Here is a 19044-nt window from a genome sequence, read left to right on the forward strand (position 1 = left end):
ACGTAACGTCATCACCGCAGGCGGAAGAGCCGTTCTATCCAAGGGCGGATCCCGGTGACCACCGGCCGGGCGGCCCGCGGGTAGGTGAAGACGGGGGTCTGGACGCCGTACGCGGCGTGCAGTTCGGCGGCCTTGCACCAGTCGGCGGTCACACGGGCCGCGGCCCAGGCCGCCGCGATGGCCGGTCTGGCCTCCGGATGGCGGTCGTAGGTCTGGAAGAGGGTCATCGCGGCGTCGGCGGCGGCGTGACCGTGGCGCAGCATGCGGGGGCCGCGGTCGAGCCAGGTCGGCCAGTCGACGCGGTGCCCCCTCGGCACCAGCTCGGCCACCCGCCCCGGGACGGGCGACGGGCAGACCCGGCGCCCCAGATGCGGATCCTGGCGCACCTCGAACGCCTCCACGGGGGGCTCAGCCGCTCTCGACGGGGGTGACGGGCTCCTCGGTGGGGGTGTGCGTCGGGGCGGGCGTCGCCGTCTCCGAGGGCGTGGTGGTGGGCGAGGGGGTCTCGGTGGGCGTGGGGGCGGGGGTGGGGGTCGGCACCGGCGGGGTCCGGGTGGGCGGACGCGTGCCGGGTTCGCCGTGCGGTGGACGGCCCGGCTCACCGTGCGGCGGATGACCCGGGTGGCCGGTACGGCCGGGCAGGCCGGGCTGACCCGGCTGGCCGTACGTAGGGTCGCCCGGGTTCTCGCCCGGCGGCTCGGGCTGCGGCGGGCCGTCGGGCGTCGGCCTCGGCTCGCCGGGCGATGATTCGGCGGGCGGCGCGGTCGCGTACGTGGGCACGAGCACGGCCGGCGGCACCGGTGTGGTCGAGCCGAGCATGCCGAACGGCTCGGGCGCGGCGCTGTCGAGGATGGGCTCTACGGTCAACTGGGCGTCCTGCGGGTCGGGTTGCCAGGGCAGTCTGATGCCGGGCGGCTCGCCGGTGGCGGGGAACGCGGCCGTCGCCACCCCGGCGAGACCGCCGTTGTCCTTGCCGAACTGGTTGAAGATCACTGCTATCGCCACCACGGTCGCGACCGCCGCCAGCGCGCCCGCCACCGCCTGAGGCCACCTTCGAGCCGCCGTCTGCGTGGGAACGGGAAACCCGGCGACGTCCAGGGAGGCCGTGCGCCGGGCGACGTAGCGGCGGTAGGGCAGCAGCTCGGGGTCGGCGAAGCAGCTCATGACCCTGATGCGCAGGGCCTCGGGGAGCGCGGCGGCGGGCAGCAGGCCGAAGACCTTGGCGGCCGAGGCCTGGCGGGCGCGGTGGGGGGCGCAGACCTCGCAGCGGGCGACGTGCCCGACCAGGTGCTCGCGCATCTCCCTGGTGAGGTCGCCGGTGAAGCCGGCCAGGATCCGGGCCCGGCGCGGGCAGTCGTAGGGGCCCTTGCGCGCCAGGATCTCGGCGGTGACGGAGTCGGTGAGACGATCGCGCGCCTGCTCCCTGGCCTGCTCGACCTGGCGCGGCGGGATCGCGAGCACCTGGGACAGCTCGGCGGTGTCCAGGGCGTGCCTGGTCGCCAGCTCCAGCACCTCGCGGTCGGCGACGGGCAGGCTCACGACCGCGTTCCAGGCCATGAGCCGCAGGTCGGCGTCGGCGGGGTCGTCCAGCGGCGGCGCCTCGGCCAGGGCCTCGTCGGCGCCGGGCGGCGCGGCCATCCGGCGGCGCAGGCACTCCTGCCGGGCCAGGGCGAGCAGCCAGACCCGGAACCTGTCGGGCTGGGCCAGCGCGCCCGCGTGCGCCTCGGCGGCGATCAGCGTGTCGCGCAGGGCCACCTGGGCGCTGTCGGTGTCGAGGAGGAGGGACCAGCAGTAGCGGTAGACGCTCTCCGCGTGCGTGTCGTAGAGCGCGGCGAGGGCTCCCGGGTCGCGGGTGCGGAGTGCCTCCACCAGGACGCGGTCATTCATGTGACCGAAGGTAATGGATCGGTAACTAGTAGTTCTACCGGTTCCGCCGCTTGTCTACCGCGACCCCACCGAATTCCCAACCTATTTGTTCGGACTAATACCGATTATTGCTTTACCTGCCCCATGGCCTGGCTCCCCCGGTCCACCGCGAACGGCTCGGAGGTGGGCTTGACCGTGTGCACAGGAAGCGCGCCGCCCATCGCCAGGTCCTCGTAGGGACGGCCGGTCGAGCCCCAGGTCCGGGCGGTGACGTCGGTCTTGGCGACCTTGCTGTCCTTGGGCAGTCCGGCGACGGTCAGGATGAACCTGGGCGGGCTGCCGGCCTTCACGTCGTCCACGAACGTGCTGCCGCCGCCGAGCAGTTTGCCGGTCGCGTCGCGCAGCAACGCGTTCACCACCAGGCTGCTCGCCGGCAATTGATACGGATTCCCGACATAGCCGGTAATAAGGTAAGAGCCGTCTTTTTGGCGCATTGTCTGGACGCGCGTGATCGGGAACGACTGGAACGCCGACGGGATGCGGGCGGCCGACCGCCACTGCGCCGGACGGTACTGGATGGTCACCTTCACCGGCTTCTCAGCGGCGGACGCCTGGCCGGTGAAGGCCAGGGAGCCGCCCGGCGGCACGGCGTCGAGCGGCTGGTCCATGCGCACCACCTCGGTGCCGGCGGCGTCGCGGCCCACGATGGTGGCCACGACGTGCTCGCCGAAGTGCCACGGGTTGGCGTTGCTGAGCACGCCGGCCCAGTTGACGGCGTAACCGTCGGTGGACTTGGCGATGTTCGAGACCTGCTCCTTGAGAACGAGCGGCTTGAGCGATTGGGCTGGCTGGTCCTCACTTGAACAACCGGCGAGGCAGATCGCCCCGAGTGCGAGGAGGCTGACGGTTCGGCTACGCGGGATCACTTTGCCGTGATAACCCGTGCATGGGCACGGCTGGCAGAGACACGCGCCAGGCGTACCAACTCTTTAACGCCTCCGGACGACCCTCGTCTCATCCCACACCGGCTCGGCGGACTCGTAGACCGTGCCGTCGGAGCCGAAGACCAGGAAACGGTCGAAGTCGGCGGCGAACCAGCGGTCGTGGGTGACCGCCATGACCGTGCCGTCGAACGCGTCGAGGCCCACCTGGAGCGCCTCGGCGCTGGCCAGGTCGAGGTTGTCGGTCGGCTCGTCGAGCAGCAGCAGCGTGGCGCCCGACAGCTCCAGCAGCAAGATCTGCAGCCGCGCCTGCTGGCCTCCGGACAGCGTGTCGAAGCGCTGCTCGGCGATCAGCCCGGCCAGCTCGTAGCGGGCCAGCGTCTTCATGGCCTCGTTCTTGAGCTTGGCGTGCTCGGTCATCACGATCTCGACCGGGGTGCGGCCGAGCAGGTCGGGCCTGGAGTGGGTCTGGGCGAAGTGCCCCGGGACGACCCGCGCGCCGAGCCTGGCCACGCCGGTGTGCGCGACGGGCTCGCCGGCCACCAGGCGCAGGAAGTGGGACTTGCCCGAGCCGTTGGAGCCGAGGACGGCGACCCGCTCGCCGTACCAGATCTCCAGGTCGAACGGGCGCATCAGGCCGGTCAGCTCCAGGCCCTCGCAGATGACCGCGCGCTTGCCGGTGCGGCCGCCGCGCAGGCGCATCTTGATGTTCTGGTCGGCGGGGGCCTGCTCGGGCGGGCCCGCCTCGACGAACCTGCGCAGCCGGGTCTGGGCCGCGTGGTAGGGGGCGGCCATGCCGTCGTTGTACCTGGCCTTGTTCTTCAGCATGTTGACCAGGGCCTTGAGCTTGGCGTGCTCTTCGTCCCAGCGCCTGCGCAGCTCGTCGAGCCGCTCGTTGCGGGCCTTGCGGGCCTCGGCGTAACCGGCGAAGCCGCCGCCGTGGATCCAGATGTTGCCCGACTCGACCGTGACGATGCGGTCGGCGGCGTTGGCGAGGAGCTGGCGGTCGTGGCTGACCAGCAGCACGGTCTTGGACGTCTCGCGCAGCTGCTGCTCCAGCCACTCCTTGCCGGGCACGTCGAGGTAGTTGTCGGGCTCGTCGAGCAGCAGGGTCTGGTCGGGGCCGCGCAGCAGCGCCTCCAGGACGAGCCGCTTCTGCTCGCCGCCGGACAGGGTGGCCACGTCGCGGTACTTCACCCGGTCGAACGGCACGCCGAGGGCCGAGACCGTGCAGGTGTCCCAGAGCACCTCGATCTCGTAGCCGCCGGCGTCGGTGTAGTCGCTGATGGCCTGCGCGTAGCGCATCTGCGCCTTCTCGTCGTCGCGCTCCATCATCACCAGCTCGGCCGCGTCGAGCCGCTCGGCCGCCTGGCGCACGGCCGGCGGGGCGACGCCGAGCAGCAGGTCGCGCACGTTGCTCCCGTCGCGCACGTTGCCGATGAACTGGCGCATCACGCCCAGCCCGCCCGAGCTGGTGACGCTGCCCTCGACGGGCTCCAGGTCGCCCGCGACCAGGCGCATGAGGGTGGTCTTGCCCGCGCCGTTGGGCCCGACGAGCGCCGCCTTGACACCGTCGCCGATCCGGAAGGAGACGTCGTTGAGCAGGGGCCTGCCGTCGGGCAGCACGTACGTCAGATGTCCTACTTCAACGTGGCCCATCCGGGCAGGCTACCGGCCGCCCGCGACCACCGGCACCCGGTTTTCGGCCGGTGATCAGGGGGCCCTGGACAGCAAGTGATCTAATGACTAGAACTGTACGGGACTCCCCCAGCCCCTAGGAACCGGTGATGACGCGATTCCGCTCCTCCCTCCTCCCCCTCGCCGTCGCCCTGCTCGGCCTGGTGGCCGTCCCGCAGCAGGCGTGGGCCGCGCCGCCCAAGCCGGTGCCGCCGTCGGCCGGCGTGGCGCGGGAACCGGCCGGGCCGGTCTCGGCGTGCGCGCCCACCGTGCGCGGCGCGTCCGTGGACGCCCGGCTGACCAGCCTGTTCACCTCGTACGGCAACGACAACAGCCGCCTGGACGACTGGACGGGAGCCGACGGCACCTACTCGCTCAAGCTGCCGAACGGCCGTGAGCTGTGGGTGTTCTCCGACACCTTCCTCGGCCGGGTCAACGCCGACGGCTCCCGGCCGCCCGTCGTCGAGGAGGGCGGCAGCACCGTCTTCCTGAACAACTCCTTCGCCGTCGAGCGGGACGGGCGGCTGTCCACCGTGCACGACGGCACGGCCGCGAAGCCCGAAGCCGTGATGCCGCCGCGCGACGACAAGCACTGGTTCTGGGCCGGGGACGCCACCCTGGCGGGCGGCCTGGTCGAGGTCACCTACCAGGAGTACGAGCGGTTCGGCCCCGGCGCGTGGGACTGGCGCTGGCACCGCAACGTGGTGGCCAGGTTCGCGCCCGGCCGGCTCGACCAGCCGGTCAGCGTGCACGACCTGCCCTCGGGCCACGGCGTCTCCTGGGCCTCCGGCCTGCTGAAGGACGGCGGCTACACCTACGTGTACGGCGTCGAGGACCTCGGCTCGGCCAAGTACATGCACCTGGCCCGGGTCAGGGGCCAGAGCCTGCTGGGCGCGTGGGAGTTCCGCACGGCCGACGGCTCGTGGTCACCGGACGAGACCGACTCGGCGCGGATCATGGGCGGGGTGGCGAACGAGTACAGCGTCACCAAGGTCGGATCCGGATATGTCCTGATCACGCATGACACCACCGAGGTGCTCAGCCCCAACATCGTGGCCTACTCCTCCTGCTCGCCCACCGGCCCCTTCACCGGCAAGCAGCACGTCTACACCACCCCCGAGACCAGCGGGAACGTCTTCACCTACAACGCCCACGCCCATCCCGACGTCGCCGGGAACGGCCTGGTGGTCTCCTACAATGTCAACAGCTTCGTCAACACCGACCACTACCGGGACGTGTCCATCTACCGGCCCAGGTTCCTGGATGTGACGTTCGGGTGAGGCGCAACTGGGCGGCGCGCCTGCGCCACCTCACCCTCGACGGGCTGCGGGCGGTCACGCTGGAGAACGAACGGCTGCGCGTGACCGTCCTGCCCGACAAGGGCGGTGACGTGGTGGAGTTCCTGCACAAACCCACCGACACGGACTTCGTCTGGCTCTCTCCGCAGGGCCTGCGCGACCCGCGCGACCACCGTCACGGCGCGGCCGACGACGTCGCCCAGTTCGTCGACCATTACCAGGGCGGCTGGCAGGAGGTCTTCCCCAACGGCGGCGCGCCGAGCGAGTACCGGGGCGCGCGCCTGGCCCAGCACGGCGAGGTCGCCGGGCTGCCGTGGTCGTGCGAGGTGGTGGCCGACCGCGAGGAGGAGGTCGCGGTGCGGCTCGGCGTGCGCACCCGGCGGCTGCCGTACCGGGTGGAGAAGGTGTTCCGGCTCCGGGCCGGGACGGCCGCGCTGGAGGTCGAGGGGCGGGTGACCAACGAGGCGGACCTCGCGCTGCACGCGATGTGGGGCCAGCACATCGTCTTCGGGGCGCCGTTCCTGCGGGCGGGCGCGCGCATCCGGCTGCCCGAGGGCGTGCGGGTGATCCCGCACGCGACGCCGATCGGCCCGGCCGGGCGCCGGGTGCGGGCCGGCGGGCCGTGGCGGTGGCCGGTGGTGCCCGCCGACGGGGGCGGCGAGACGGACCTGAGCGTGGTGCCGGAGCGGGGCGGGCCGAGCGACATCGTCTACCTCACGGGTTTCCCGGAGGGTTGGTACGAAATTTCAGGGGATATCGGTATCCGGGTGGAGTGGGATGCGGCACTCCTCCCCTACCTGTGGATGTGGCAGGAGCTCGGCGCGTCCACCGGCTACCCCTGGTGGGGGCGGGCCTACACGCTGGGGCTGGAGCCGTTCGCCGGCATGCCGACCGACGGCCTGGCCGCCGCCGTGGCCAACGGCAGCGCCCTGTCGCTCGGACCGCAGGAGACCAAGGTGTCGAGATGGCGCGCGGAGGTGCTGGCGTGAGTGAGTTTTCCGGCAAGGTGGCGCTGGTCACCGGCGGGTCGATGGGCATCGGGCGGGCGGTGGTCGACCGGCTGGCCGACGGCGGCGCGAACGTGGTGTTCTGCGGCGTGGACGAGGCCGCGGCGCTCGACAGCGAGCACGTCACCGGCGTCGTCGCCGACGTGCGCCGGGCCGGCGACATGCGCGACCTCGTGGACCTGGCCGTGACCAGGTACGGCGGCCTCGACGTCGTCGTCACCTGCGCCGGCGTCCAGCGGTACGGCACGGTCGAGGACACCCCGGAGGAGGTGTGGGACGAGGTCATGGACGTCAACCTCAAGGGCGTCTACCTCACCTGCAAGGCCGCCGTGCCGAGGCTCAGGGAACGCGGCGGCGGCTCGATCGTGGTCATGTCGTCGGTGCAGGCGTTCTCGTCGCAGGCGCAGGTGGCCGCCTACACCGCGAGCAAGGCCGCCCTGAACGGCCTGACCAGGGCCATGGCGCTCGACCACGCGGCCGACGGCATCCGGGTCAACGTGGTCTGCCCCGGTTCGGTGGACACGCCCATGCTGCGCTGGGCGGCCGACCTGTGGCGGGGCGACCTGTCGCAGGAGGAGCAGGTCGAGCAGTGGGGCAAGGCCCATCCGCTGGGCCGCGTGGGCCGCGCGGAAGAGGTGGCCGAGCTGGTGGCGTTCCTGGCGGGGCCGCGTTCGTCGTTCATCACCGGGGCCGAGCACCGCGTGGACGGCGGCCTGCTGGCCCGGAACCCGGCGGCGCTCCCCGACTAGGTCGAGTAAGTCCCCAGTCGCCTCCCGAACCTGGCAATCGTTGCGTCAATGCGGCGAAGTGCCAGGTGGTGAGCCTGGTAACCAAGGTCTCTGCGTGTATTCGAGGGTGGGTCCCGAGCCCCCTCACAGCACGCTTGGTACGGGTTCCGAAACGACTCACCGATCTAGGAGAGACCTGTGAGGCTCACCAAGAAGGCCGCCGGCTTCATCGCCGCGGCCGCGCTGTTCACCGTGGTCGTCCCGGCTGCCGCGGCTGAGGCCAGCCCACGCTCGACGTGCTACGGCGGCCGCGTCTGCCTGTACGCCGGTTTCGACTACAACCGGGGCCAGAGCGACCACTGGCGCGACTTCACGGCCGACGACTCCGACCTGGCCGACAACAACTGGCTGAACTGGGACTTCAGCAACACCTGGCACAGCATGGACAACGAGACCAGCTCCGTCAGGAACCGGATCGGCTGCAGCGCCACCCTCTGGCAGCACGCCGACTACACCGGCGCCCACAGCACCTTCACCCACAACTCCAACGACGGTTACCTGTCGAACAACGCCATCGGCAACAACCGCACCAGCTCGATCGACATCTGGTGCCGCTGAGAAATAACGGGAGTGCCGGTTTCCGGGCTTGGCCGCCGGAAACCGGCTGTCGCGGCCTCCTCGCGGGCGCGCTGCTGCTGTCCGTCGCGGCCTGCGCCGCCGGCGAGCCCGTACGCGAACGGCCCCCTGCGGGCGTGACCTCGGTGTCGCAGCTCGTGTTGCCGTTCGACGCCTACAAGCCGACTCCCGAGCAGCGGGCCGTCCTGGGCAATGCCCACAACCACCTGGTCGCGCGGTGCATGAGCCGCCGCGGCCTCACCGTCACCCCACCCGCGGAGGACGCCGCCGAGCTGGCGGCGATCGACCCGGGCAACTCCCGCCGCTACGGCGTCGTGGACACCTCGGCCGCCCAGCGGTACGGCTACCACCTGGCCAGGCCCCCGTCCCCGGACACCACCGGCTCCTGGGTCAACAAGCTGCCCAAGCACACCCGTCACCGCCTGTACGGCACCGCCGCCGACCGCGGCTGCCTCGACCGCGCCTCCGCCGAGCTGGAGGGCGGCACCCGTCAGGCGGACTGGCCCTGGCTGGGCCTGCAGGACTCGCTCACCCTGGAACAGGCCGCCAAGCACGGCAGCGTGGCCGCGGCGACCAGGCGCTGGCAGTCGTGCATGACCCAGGCGGGACACCCCTACCCGGACCCGGAGTCGGCCATCGCCGACTCCCGCTGGAACCTGGAGAAGCCGGACGTGAGCGAGGAGGAGAAGCTGACGGCCGTCGCCGACACGACCTGCAAGTGGGCCTCGGGCCTGGTCGCCGCCTGGTTCACGGCCGACGCCGAGCTTCAGCGCGCGGTCATCCGGGACAACCCGGAACGTTTCGCCGCGCTCGCGGCCAGCTTGCGGCAGCGGCTGGAGCGCGCCTCACGCCTGCTGTCCGAGCACGAAGGCCGCCAGGTCGGCTGACTGGCGCAGCCTGCTGGGCTCGTGCGCGTACATCATGTGGCCGGCCTCGTAGTACTTGAACTCGACGTTGGCGGCCAGCTCGGCGGGCACGGGCAGGTGGGCGAAGGCGTGCTCGGCCGCGTAGTACGGCGTGGCGCCGTCGTGGTAGCCGCAGGCCACGTGCACGCGCAGGTGCGGGTTGGTGCGCATGGCGGCGCCGAGCCGGTCGGTCACGCTGACGTGCACGCCCTCGAACTCCTTGTACGACCACGGGTGCACCCGCGAGCTGAGGATCTCGTAGGGCAGGTCGTTGGCGTACTCCAGCTCGGTCCGCAGGTAGTGGTTGAGCGCGGCGCTGTAGGGGCCGGTGATGGCGTTCATGCTCGGGTCGGAGACGAAGTGCTCGCGCCCGCCGTCGGGGTCCCAGCCGGTGAAGCGGCCGTCGAGCCTGCCGACGGTCAGCCGGCGCTCGCGCAGCAACTCGGTGAAGAAGCGGATGTGCTCGATGCGCAGGTCCACGCGGTCGACGTAGTCCTCCGACAGGCCTGACAGGGCGGCGACCCTGGAGACCGCGGCGGCGCGCTCTTCGGCCGTGAGGCGGTTGCCGCGGGCCAGGGCCCACGGGTAGTCGCGGGAGGCGTACTCCTCGGCCTCGCGCAGCACGTCGGCCAGCGGGCGGTCGCCGTGCAGCCCGTGGTAGTGCGCGATGGCGGCATACGTCGGGAGATAGAGGGCGTAGGCCACGTCGTTGCCCTCGTTGAACTCCACGGTCGCGTAGTCGAGCACCGAGGAGATCAGCATCACGCCGTTGAGGTACATGCCGTAGCGCGACTGGAGGTGGTCGGCCAGCCCGGCCGCCCTGACCGTGCCGTACGACTCGCCGGCCAGGAACTTCGGCGACATCCACCGCGCGTTCCTGGTCGTCCAGAGCCGGATCACCTCGCCGACCGACTCCACGTCGCCGGTGAACCCGTGGTACGGGCCGGCCTTCTCGCCCTCGGCCGCCCGCGAGTAGCCGGTGGACATCGGGTCGATGACGACCAGGTCGCTCACCTTGAGCAGGGTCTCGTCGTTGTCGGCCAGCGCGTACGGCGGCGGCAGGAGCGCGCCCGCGTCCCCCATCACGACCCGGCGCGGGCCGAGGATGCCGAGGTGCAGCCACACGCTCGACGACCCCGGCCCGCCGTTGAAGGCGAACGTGACCGGCCTGGTCAGCGGGTCGGCGTCGTCGAGGGTGTAGGAGGTGAGGAACACCTCGGCCTTCGGGCGGTGGCCGTCGAACGTGCCGTCCGTGAACACCTCCTCGCGCACCACCATGGTTCCGGCGGTGGCGGTGTACCCCTGGCCGGTGGGCAGGGTGTGCCGGGTGGTGACGAGGTTGTCGGCGGGCTTCTTTGTCTGTACTTCGTCGGACATAGCGGCCAATTATGGGGCAACGTCCAGCGAGATCGCGGGGTCGGCGAAGCGCTCGTTCGGGACGGTGGCGTACCAGCCGGGACGCCCCGGGTCGCGGTCGTAGGGATAGCCGCCGGTCTCCCGGTAGAACTCGGCGTAGCGGGCCACGCGATCGGGGTCGAGACGCACCCCGAGCCCCGGCCCGGAGGGCACGGCGATGGCGCCGTCCGCGTACGGGAGCCGGCCGCCCTCGATCACGTCGTCGCGCAGCTGGTGGTAGTGGGCGTCGGCGGCGTAGGTGAGGTTCGGCAGCACCGCGCCGAGGTGCAGCATGGTCGCGAGCTGGATGCCGAGCTCGCCCGAGGAGTGCACGGCCACCCCCACCTGGAACGTGTCGCACACCCCCGCCGCCTTCACGCACGGCCGGACCCCGCCCCAGAACGTCGTGTCCAGCAGCACCACGTCGGCGGACCTGCGCAGCACGTTGGAGGCGAGCTGCTCGAAGTTGACGACCACCGTGTTCGTGGCGAGGGGCACCCTGACCTGCTCCCGCACGGCCCTGAGCCCCTCCATCCCCCAGACCGGGTCCTCCAGGTAGTCGTTGTTCAGCCCCTCGATGGCCCGGCCGAACCGCAGCCCCTCGGCCACCGACAGGACGGCGTTGGGGTCGTACCTGAGCCGGTCGGCCGGGAACGCCTCGGCCAGGGCCCGGTAGCACTCCAGCTCGTAGTCCGGCGGGAAGACGCCGCCCTTGAGCTTGTGCACGGTGAACCCGTGCGCCTGCTTGAGCCGGGCGGCGTGCTCGACGAGCTGGCCGGGGGTGCGGATCTCCGGATGGCCGTCGGCGGCGTACCGGAAGAACAGGTAGGAGGCGAACGGGACCCTGTCCCGCAGCCGCCCGCCCAGCAGGTCGTGGACGGGCACGCCGAGGTGCTGCCCGACGAGGTCGAGGCAGGCGAACTCGACGGCGGCCAGGAGCTGGGTGCGGTTGTTGTAGAGCGAGGCGGTCGGATTGGCGATCTTGAAGCGCAGCGCCTCCAGCTCGAACGGGTTGTGCCCCTTCAGGTACGGGACGAGCGCCCGGAAGGCCGACTCCGCGCTCTCGCCCCCGCCGCCCATCTCCCCCAGGCCGACCAGCCCGTTGTCGGCCTCGACCTCGACGATCGTGCGCACGAACCGGCCCCAGTGGGCGCCGTTGCTGTGCCGCAGCGGCGCCTCCAGCGGGACGGCGACCGTCGTGGCCCGGATGTCAACGATCTTCACGCGCGCTTCCCTCCGACGACGGCGACCCCGCAGGCGGGCAGCCGGACCTCGACCGGATCCCGTCCTGGGACCGTGACCGTCGCCGTCACCGGCTCGGCGGCCAGCGACTGCAGCCGGACCACCTGCTCGCCGTCCACCCGGCCGATCGAGGTGATCAGCACGTCGGGGTGGTCCACCGAGGCGTAGGTCTCGGTGGCGCCGGGACCGCCGGTGATCAGCGCGCCGACGAACGGCTCGGTCAGCCCCGAGGCCGCCGCCGCGCCCAGCCTGCTGCCCTTGACGCCGGCCGCCGACGTGACGGCGTACCGGAAGGTGGTCTCGCCCTGCTGCTGGGCGGGGAAATTGGTGTCCCAGATGTTGTTGAGCGCCCAGGAGTAGACCGTGCCGTCCTCCTGGTCGAGCGTGGGCGGGAACGGCGCGTACGGCATGTGGATGGTGCCGAGCTGCACCAGCGGCGCTTCCAGGGTGGCCCAGGCGACGGTCAGCTCGGGGTCTTCGAAGGCGATCCAGTGCCTGATCGGCAACATGTACTCGGCCGATCCCGGCACGCGCGGCACGCCGGGGCCGCCGACCCCGCCGGTCAGCTCCCAGGCCGTGGCCGGGCCGGTCGCGAACGGGAACGCCAGGAACACCGCCTCCTTGGCCGGGGTGCCCTGCTTGGCGAGCTGGTAGGTCAGGTCGAGCCGGGGGACGCCCCGGTGCAGCTCGATCGTGGTGCGCAGCCAGTCGACGCCCTTGCCCTGGAGCTCGACGACCAGCTTCTCGCCGACCGCCGTGCGCACGGCCCTGACGATCGTCGCGTTGCGGGCGATCGCCCGGTCGCCGAGGAGCGTCCTGTCGTGCGCCCCGACGTGGCCTGACAGGTGGTTGAAGTGCGGGGCGGTGGCGTAGCGGTCGTAGACGTACTGGCCGAAGCCGGCGGCGGCGTCGCCGTTGACCAGCTCACGGCCGGCGGACTTGTCGAAGATCGAGCTGATGTAGCCCTCGCGCACGTCGTAGGCGACCCGGTAGAACTCGTTCTCGATCACGCCGTCCAGGTCCGGCTCGACCGGCTCGGGGGCCTGGCCCGGCCCGCGGACGACGTCCAGCCGCGCGTAGCCGAAGCCGGGGACGTCCGGCACGACCGCGTGCACGTGCCGGCCGATCGGGCGGGTCGGCCAGTCGTCGGGGTCGACGTACTCCTCGTGGTGCGGCACGGTCTCGCCGGTCCGGGCGTCGACCAGCACGATCGGCACGTCCACGGCCACCACGTCGCGCGGCAGGAACGCGCGCACCACGTCGGTCCGCGCCCTGGTACCGGGGTTGAAGACGGCGAAGGCGGCCAGGGCCGCGCCCTCCGCGTCCGGGCCCCCCGCGCCCGCGCCCTCCGCGTCCGGGCCTTTCGCGTCCGGGGAGGAGAGGGCGGCGGCGAAGCGGCGGGTGGCGGCGTGCAGCAGGTCGGAGGCGTCGTCCTGGGCCTGGTAGGCGCCCGACGACTTGCGGGTCCACTGCAGGCCGCCGGAGTCGCCCGCCTCCTCGGCGTCCTCCCACGGGTTGGCCGCGCCCCAGGTGTGCTCGTTGAACAGGGCGACCTTGTCGTAGGCCGCGTCGATCTCGTCCGTGGCGTCCGCGCCGGCGATCGTGTGCAGGGTCTCGGCGACGCGCAGGGCCGACTGGGCGCGGCGCACGTAGCCGAGCGGGCGGGCGCCCGAGCCGAGCCCGTCGGCCCACCAGTCGGTCCAGTCGCCCTCGTGCACGGCCAGGCGGTCGTGGTAACGCTCCTCGACGTGCTCGAAGAAGTCGCTGTTGACCGCCGAGCGCAGGCGCGGCCAGGCCCACGTCTCGTTCCACCGGCGGGCGATGGAGGCGGGCACGATCGACGGCCCGGCGTTGTCGGCGTGCGCGCCCTGGACCCGCAGGTGCAGCACGTCCAGCTCGTACGGCTCGCGCGGCGCGTCCGGCCCCTGCCAGCCGAACGTCCCCGGCCCGTACGGGTAGCCCCGCGTGGCCAGCGCCGACAGGTAGCGCGGCAGCAGGTCGTCGGCCAGCTCGTAGGAGTCGGTCAGCCCGACCGTGTTGCCCTCCATGTACGCCATCCCGTGCGGCGTGTCGGTGAACCACACGAGCAGCTCGTTCCCGCTCGGCGCCCGCCACCGGAACGGCCTGGTCAGCTTGTCGCCGCCGTGCAGGTACGGCACCGACCGCCCGGCCCAGTTGTGCGCGGCGGCCAGGTAGCGCACGCCTGAGGCGTTGAGCGCGTCCACCAGGCCGACGACCGCGCCCGGCACGTCGGTGTGCATGGCGGACCTGGTGGCGAAGCCGTACCGGTCCTGGAGCTGGGCGGTGAAGCGGAGCTGGCGGTAGAGCTCCTCGGTCGAGCACGCCTCGGTGTGCAGCTGGAACGGCAGCGCGGTCACCTCGATCACGCCCGCCCTGGCCAGCGCGGCGAACGACTCGACCTGCCCGGCCGGCCGGGCGTCGAGCCATTTGAGCGCGGGCATCGACGACTCGACCGTCCAGCGGAACTTGGCGTCGTCCGGCCAGGAGGCGGTCTCCTCGGCCAGCCGCAGGGCCGCGTCGAGGTAGTCGAGGTGGTGGCGGAGCACCGTGCCCTGGGGATCGGTGTAGCCGATGTCCAGGTGCGAGTGGTGCACGACGAACACGCTCCACTTGCGCTGCGGGGTGACCGTGACCTGCGCGCTGCCGACCACGCCGGCGTCGTCGCGGCACTCCAGGGTCAGCGTGCGCGGCGCGTCCACCTCGGGCACCAGCAGCGTCACGTCCGTGCCGGAGGCGCTGTCGACGCCCACCAGCACGTGGGTCAGGGGTTGCGTGCTCGACACCCGGACCGCCTGGCGGCCGTCGTGCGTGAACAGCGGCAGCACCGCGACCCGCACCTCCAGCCCGCGCGCGCTGATCACCGGTGTGGAGGTGTCGTTGCGCAGCGCCTGCCTGATCCCGTCGTAGTCGGGGCTACCCAGGCTCCGCTGCAGCAACCGGCTCGTCATCTAAACACTCCCTAGGGACAGGCCCCGTGCGAAGAGGCGCTGGGTGGCCAGGAACAGCACGACCGTCGGCAGCGAGACCACCAGGCCCGCCGCCAGGCCGACGGGGACCGGGGTGCCGGCGTAGACGTCGGTCATCAGCCCGGCCAGGGCGGTCATGACCGGCCGGACGCTCTGCGTCTGCGTCAGCGTCAGGCCGAAGATGAGGTCGTTCCAGATGAAGGTGAACTCCAGGATGAACACCGCCGTCAGCGCGCTGAGCGAGATCGGCAGGTAGATGCGCCAGAAGATGCGCCACGTGGACGCGCCGTCCATGCGGGCCGCCTCGAAGATCGAGAACGCCACCCCCGTATAGAAGTTGCGCAGCACGAACGCGGCCAGCGGCACGTTGATCGCGGTGTAGATCAGGATCATGCCGAGCCTGCTGTCGTACAGGCCGGCGTCGCTGTAGCCGACGAACAGCGGCACCAGCAGCATCTGCGACGGGAACACCGTGCCGCCGAAGATCAGCAGGAACCACCAGAACCCGTGGCGCAGCCGCAGCACCACGATCGTGTAGCCGGCCAGCGCCCCGATCACCACGCCGAGCAGCGGCGAGACGACCGCGTAGAGCGCGGTGCTGGCCAGGCTGCCGGTCAGGTCGGCGCTGTCCAGGGCGCGGCCGAAGTTGTCCAGCAGCGCGAAGTCGCCGGACGGCGCCCACGCGCTGCCCGGGTCGTACGAGGCGGCCGGCCTGGCGGCGTTGACGATGAGCAGGTAGGTCGGGCCGAGCCAGATCAGCCCGAGCACGATGAGCACGATCCGCCGGATCATCGCACCTGCCTCCTCAGGTAGAGGTAGGAGGCCAGCCCGGTGACCACGGTGAGCAGCACCGCGACCGCCGAGCCGTAGCCGTAGTCACTGGCCACGAACGTGTCGCGGTACATGGTCACCGCCAGCGTCTCGGAGTTGCGTCCCGGGCCGCCCTGCGTCAGCACCCACACGATGTCGAACGTCTTCAGGCTCGCCACCAGGGCCAGCCCGACCACGACCGCGGTCAGCGGGCGCATCAGCGGCCAGATGACGTGCCGGAACAGCCGCCAGCCGGAGGCGCCGTCCAGGCGGGCGGCCTCGATCGGCTCCTTGGGGATGGACTGCAGGCCCACGACGAACAGCAGCGTGTTCACGCCGAGCTGCTGCCAGGTCCACACCAGCAGCATGGCCAGCGTGTTGTCCGGCGCGACCTGCAGGAACGCGGTGTCCACGCCGAGCAGCCGGTTGGCGATGCCGTCGTGGGACAACACCGGGCTCCACACCATGGCCAGGCCCGCGCCGCTCAGCGCGTACGGCAACATGAACGGCACCCGGTACCAGGCGCCGCCCTTGATGTCGTAGGACAGCACCGCGACCAGCAGGCCGAGCCCGACCGGCAGCACCATCGTGCCGGCCACCCAGATGAGCGTGTTGCGGGTCGAGGTGAGCAGCGCGGGGTCGTCCAGCAGCTTGACGAAGTTGTGCATGCCGACCCACGCCGGGGGCTCCAGGCCGTCGTAGCGGGTGAGGCTCAGGTAGGCCGTCCACAGGAACGGCGCGTAGAGCAGCCCCGCGACCAGCACGGCCGCGGGCGCCACGTAACCGTGCCTGAACCGGCCCAGCATCGGGGTCCGGGCGCCCATCACTGATGCGTGGCCCAGTACTCGTCGGCGGCCTTCTGGATGGTGTCCAGCACTTCCTTGTACGTGCCCGGCTCGGTGACGAACTTGCCGAAGCCGTCGAGCGCGGCGGTCAGCACCGGCGGCGGCGTGGCCTCGAAGTAGCGGTTGACCAGGCGGTACTTGCCGCCGCCCGCGTCCTTGGTGACCGCGCCGAGCGCTTCGTCGGCGATCTCGACCTTCGGGTTGGCGCTCACGTCGCCCCTGGTGGTGGCCCACTTCTTCTGGGCGTCGGCGGTGGTCCACCACTTGAGGTACTTCATGCTGGAGTCGGGGTCGGCCCCCTTGGCCAGCGAGCACAGCGGCCCGCTCTCGAAGATCATCGAGGTCTTCGGCAGCGCGGGGTTGACGTTGGGGATGACGAAGAACCCGTAGTCGGTGCCGGACTTCAGGTCGCGCTGGGTCATGCTGGTGCTGAACCAGGTGCCGAAGGAGACCATCGCCGCCTTGCCGGTCTTCATGACGTCCCCAGGGTCTGTCTTGTCACCCGGGTTCATGAAATATCCGGCGTCGATGAGCGACTTCCACTTCTCCATCACCTGCACCACACCCGGGTCGGTGTACTTCGCCTGGCCCGTGGACAGCCGGTCGTACAGGTCGGGGTCGGAGCCGGCGAGAAGCTGCTCGAACCAGACGAAGGAGAACAGCACGCTGGTGTGGTAGAAGGCCTTGACGCCGTTCTTCTTCAGGGTCTCCGCGGCCTGGACCAGCTCGTCCCACGTCTGCGGGGGCTTCAGATCGTACTTGTCGAAGATCTTCTTGTTGTAGAACATGCCCCAGTAGGCGACGTTCATCGGCACGCAGTACTGCTTGCCGCCGATGGTGTAGTACGGGGCGAGGTCCTGCGACAGGTCGCCCGCCTTGATCGCCTCCTGCCAGACGGCCGTGGTGTCGGCCACCTGCTTCTGCTTGACGATCTCCGCCAGCATCCCCCCGGTCTGCCAGGTGAACAGGTCGGGCTTCACGTCCGTGCGGAACGACGCCTTGATGAAGGCCTGGTACTGCGCGGAGTCGGTGTATCCCGTCGGCTTCATGCCCAGGCCGATCTGCTGCTTGGACAGCGCGCCCATCTCGTCGAAGTATTTCGTCCAGGCGCCCTTGTCGTTGTAGAGCGTCAGTTCGGTCTTCTTCTTCGGCGCCTCGGCGCTGTTGCCGCCGCAGGCGGTCAGGACCAGCGCCGCCACGCCGAGCGTGGCCACACGTGACCGGAACATGGCCGGCCTCCTTGCTCTTTCGGGGGGACTTGCTCTATCTGGGCGGCAACCTCTGCTCGACGACGGTCCGGACGTCGACCAGATGGGCTCGCATGCGCGCCTGCGCCTCGGCGGCGTCGCGCGCTTCGATGGCCTCCAGGATGGCCAGGTGCTCCTCGTAGTCGCGGCGCCGGTCGTCGAAGATCTGCAGGATCTCCCGCTGCTCCGGCCCGTGGACGGTGAGCAACGAGTCGACGACCTCGTGCAGCACGCTGTTGCCCGCCATCCGCGCGGTCGCCCGGTGGAAGGACATGTTGGCCTCGTGCAGCTCGGCGTCCTCGCCGCGCAGGTGCCGGCCGGCCTGGTCGAGCACCCGCTTGAGCGCGGCCAGCTCCGCGCCCTCGGCGTGCTCGGCGGCCATGGCGGCCAGCGGCGGCTCGATCACGATGCGCGCGCCGAGCAGTTCGAGGAGCTGGGCGGCGTGCATCTCGCGCATGTTGGGGTTGGGCAGCACGAGCCGCTCGATGTCGGCGCCGACGTAGATGCCCGAGCCGTGCCGCAGCTCGATGGCTCCGGTGGCCTCCAGCCTGCGCAACGCTTCGCGCAGCGTCGGGGTGGTGACGGCGAAACGCTGGGAGAGCTCCCTGGTGGAGGGCAGCCTGTCGCCCGGCCGGTGCCCTCCACTACGGATGAGCTCCAGCATGCGCTCGGTCAGAGCGTCGGAAAGCGTCGGCCGCGCAACCTCGGACATATCAAGTGATCTAATCACTTAATCCGACGCACGTCTACGCCGACCGGGGATCTTCCCCGATCAGCGCTTGAGCAGGTCCTTCATCAGGTCGACCTGCGCCTTGCGGGACGCCTGCACCTGCCCCGCCCACTCCTTGACCTCCGGGTCAGCGCCGGAGGCCACCTCGGTGTCCGCCATCCTGATCGCGTCGCCCTGGTGCGCGATCAGCAGGGTCATCAGGTCGTGCTCGAAGGACTTCGACTTCTTCAGCGCCCTGATCTGCCTGCGGTCGGTCTCCGGCATGCCGCCGTGGTGGTCATGGGAGCCGGACGCGGCGGTGAGCGGCTGTTCCCAGGCGTACAGCCAGCGCAGCATCATCTCGACCTCGTCCTGCTGCGTGCTGGCCACGGCGGCCACCAGGATCCGGAGCTGGTCGTTGGTGGCCCGTTGACTGCCGAGCTTGGCGATCTCGATGCCCTGCCGGTGGTGCTGCACCATCATTTGCACGAACATCACGTCCTGGGCGTTCACCGGAGGGGCCTGGGCCCCGGCCGCCCCGCAGGCGGTGGCCAGCAGGAGGCACAGGGCCGCCAGGACGAGCTTCAGGGCGCCGGATCGGGGGGTAGCGGCCACTCTGCGCGCCTTCCATTAAAAAGGAAACCTTCCTAAGAGTTAGACGATTTCCCCTGAGCGCGCAAGGGCCCCTGTCAAGGCCGCCGGCCGCCGGTGCGGCGGGCCGGCATCGGGCCGACGCCCGTCGGCGGGGCGG

The 19044-nt window shown here is 71.2% G+C and carries 17 protein-coding genes; 5 read left to right on the forward strand and 12 right to left on the reverse strand.

Annotation, left to right across the window (positions count from 1 at the left end):
- Window positions 1-11 precede the first annotated feature (11 nt).
- From ACFYYW_RS33175 to ACFYYW_RS33190, 4 genes are all read right to left on the reverse strand, one after another.
- Window positions 12-401: a hypothetical protein gene (locus ACFYYW_RS33175; RefSeq protein WP_387654592.1), complete on the reverse strand. Its 390-nt coding sequence runs from the start codon at window positions 399-401 to the stop codon at window positions 12-14.
- Window positions 402-408: 7 nt separating this feature from the next.
- Window positions 409-1887, reverse strand: a complete 1479-nt coding sequence (locus ACFYYW_RS33180) for an RNA polymerase sigma factor (RefSeq protein ID WP_387654595.1) — start codon at window positions 1885-1887, stop codon at window positions 409-411.
- Window positions 1888-1991: 104 nt separating this feature from the next.
- Window positions 1992-2792, reverse strand: a complete 801-nt coding sequence (locus ACFYYW_RS33185) for a hypothetical protein (protein WP_387654598.1) — start codon at window positions 2790-2792, stop codon at window positions 1992-1994.
- A gap of 63 nt (window positions 2793-2855) precedes the next feature.
- Window positions 2856-4466 (reverse strand): ATP-binding cassette domain-containing protein, encoded by a 1611-nt coding sequence (locus tag ACFYYW_RS33190; protein ID WP_364412950.1) that lies wholly within the window; start codon window positions 4464-4466, stop codon window positions 2856-2858.
- 128 nt (window positions 4467-4594) lie between these two features.
- Here ACFYYW_RS33190 and ACFYYW_RS33195 point away from each other — a divergent pair, with 128 nt between their 5' ends.
- The 5 genes from ACFYYW_RS33195 (at window position 4595) to ACFYYW_RS33215 (ending at window position 9040) form a co-directional block, all read left to right on the forward strand.
- Entirely contained in the window at window positions 4595-5764 is a 1170-nt protein-coding gene (locus ACFYYW_RS33195; RefSeq protein ID WP_387654601.1) for a DUF4185 domain-containing protein, read from the forward strand.
- Entirely contained in the window at window positions 5761-6771 is a 1011-nt protein-coding gene (locus tag ACFYYW_RS33200; protein ID WP_387654604.1) for a DUF4432 family protein, read from the forward strand. The genes ACFYYW_RS33195 and ACFYYW_RS33200 overlap by 4 nt, the downstream gene beginning before the upstream one ends.
- Entirely contained in the window at window positions 6768-7538 is a 771-nt protein-coding gene (locus ACFYYW_RS33205) for an SDR family NAD(P)-dependent oxidoreductase (RefSeq protein ID WP_387654606.1), read from the forward strand. Before ACFYYW_RS33200 ends, ACFYYW_RS33205 begins: the two co-directional genes overlap by 4 nt.
- Window positions 7539-7715: 177 nt before the next feature.
- On the forward strand, window positions 7716-8135 hold the full coding sequence (locus tag ACFYYW_RS33210; protein ID WP_352318580.1) for a peptidase inhibitor family I36 protein: 420 nt from the start codon (window positions 7716-7718) through the stop codon (window positions 8133-8135).
- A gap of 134 nt (window positions 8136-8269) precedes the next feature.
- Window positions 8270-9040, forward strand: coding sequence for a hypothetical protein (locus ACFYYW_RS33215; protein ID WP_387654609.1), 771 nt, complete (start codon window positions 8270-8272; stop codon window positions 9038-9040).
- On the opposite strand, the gene ACFYYW_RS33220 is transcribed toward ACFYYW_RS33215, so the two are convergent.
- From ACFYYW_RS33220 to ACFYYW_RS33255, 8 genes are read right to left on the reverse strand one after another with little or no spacing between them, the layout of a single operon-like run.
- Window positions 8999-10435, reverse strand: a complete 1437-nt coding sequence (locus tag ACFYYW_RS33220; protein ID WP_364412962.1) for a peptidase S10 — start codon at window positions 10433-10435, stop codon at window positions 8999-9001. The two genes, ACFYYW_RS33215 and ACFYYW_RS33220, sit on opposite strands and share 42 nt — an antisense overlap.
- Before the next feature lie 9 nt (window positions 10436-10444).
- A complete protein-coding gene (locus tag ACFYYW_RS33225; RefSeq protein WP_387654612.1) occupies window positions 10445-11677 on the reverse strand; it encodes an enolase C-terminal domain-like protein in 1233 nt (410 codons plus the stop codon).
- Window positions 11674-14664: a glycoside hydrolase family 38 C-terminal domain-containing protein gene (locus ACFYYW_RS33230; protein WP_387654615.1), complete on the reverse strand. Its 2991-nt coding sequence runs from the start codon at window positions 14662-14664 to the stop codon at window positions 11674-11676. The genes ACFYYW_RS33225 and ACFYYW_RS33230 overlap by 4 nt, the downstream gene beginning before the upstream one ends.
- Window positions 14665-15474 carry a carbohydrate ABC transporter permease gene (locus ACFYYW_RS33235; RefSeq protein WP_387654617.1) on the reverse strand — a complete coding sequence of 270 codons (810 nt, stop codon included), beginning with the start codon at window positions 15472-15474 and terminating at the stop codon, window positions 14665-14667. It abuts the gene before it with no gap.
- Window positions 15471-16316, reverse strand: coding sequence for a carbohydrate ABC transporter permease (locus tag ACFYYW_RS33240; protein ID WP_387654619.1), 846 nt, complete (start codon window positions 16314-16316; stop codon window positions 15471-15473). Before ACFYYW_RS33240 ends, ACFYYW_RS33235 begins: the two co-directional genes overlap by 4 nt.
- On the reverse strand, window positions 16316-17566 hold the full coding sequence (locus ACFYYW_RS33245; protein WP_387654622.1) for an ABC transporter substrate-binding protein: 1251 nt from the start codon (window positions 17564-17566) through the stop codon (window positions 16316-16318). Before ACFYYW_RS33245 ends, ACFYYW_RS33240 begins: the two co-directional genes overlap by 1 nt.
- 34 nt (window positions 17567-17600) lie before the next feature.
- Window positions 17601-18296, reverse strand: a complete 696-nt coding sequence (locus ACFYYW_RS33250; RefSeq protein WP_352318565.1) for a FadR/GntR family transcriptional regulator — start codon at window positions 18294-18296, stop codon at window positions 17601-17603.
- Between the two features lie 60 nt (window positions 18297-18356).
- Entirely contained in the window at window positions 18357-18908 is a 552-nt protein-coding gene (locus ACFYYW_RS33255) for a DUF305 domain-containing protein (protein WP_387654626.1), read from the reverse strand.
- Between the last annotated feature and the right edge of the window lie 136 nt (window positions 18909-19044).

This window comes from Nonomuraea sp. NPDC001831, from assembly GCF_042892035.1.
In the GTDB taxonomy this organism is placed as follows: Bacteria; Actinomycetota; Actinomycetes; order Streptosporangiales; family Streptosporangiaceae; genus Nonomuraea.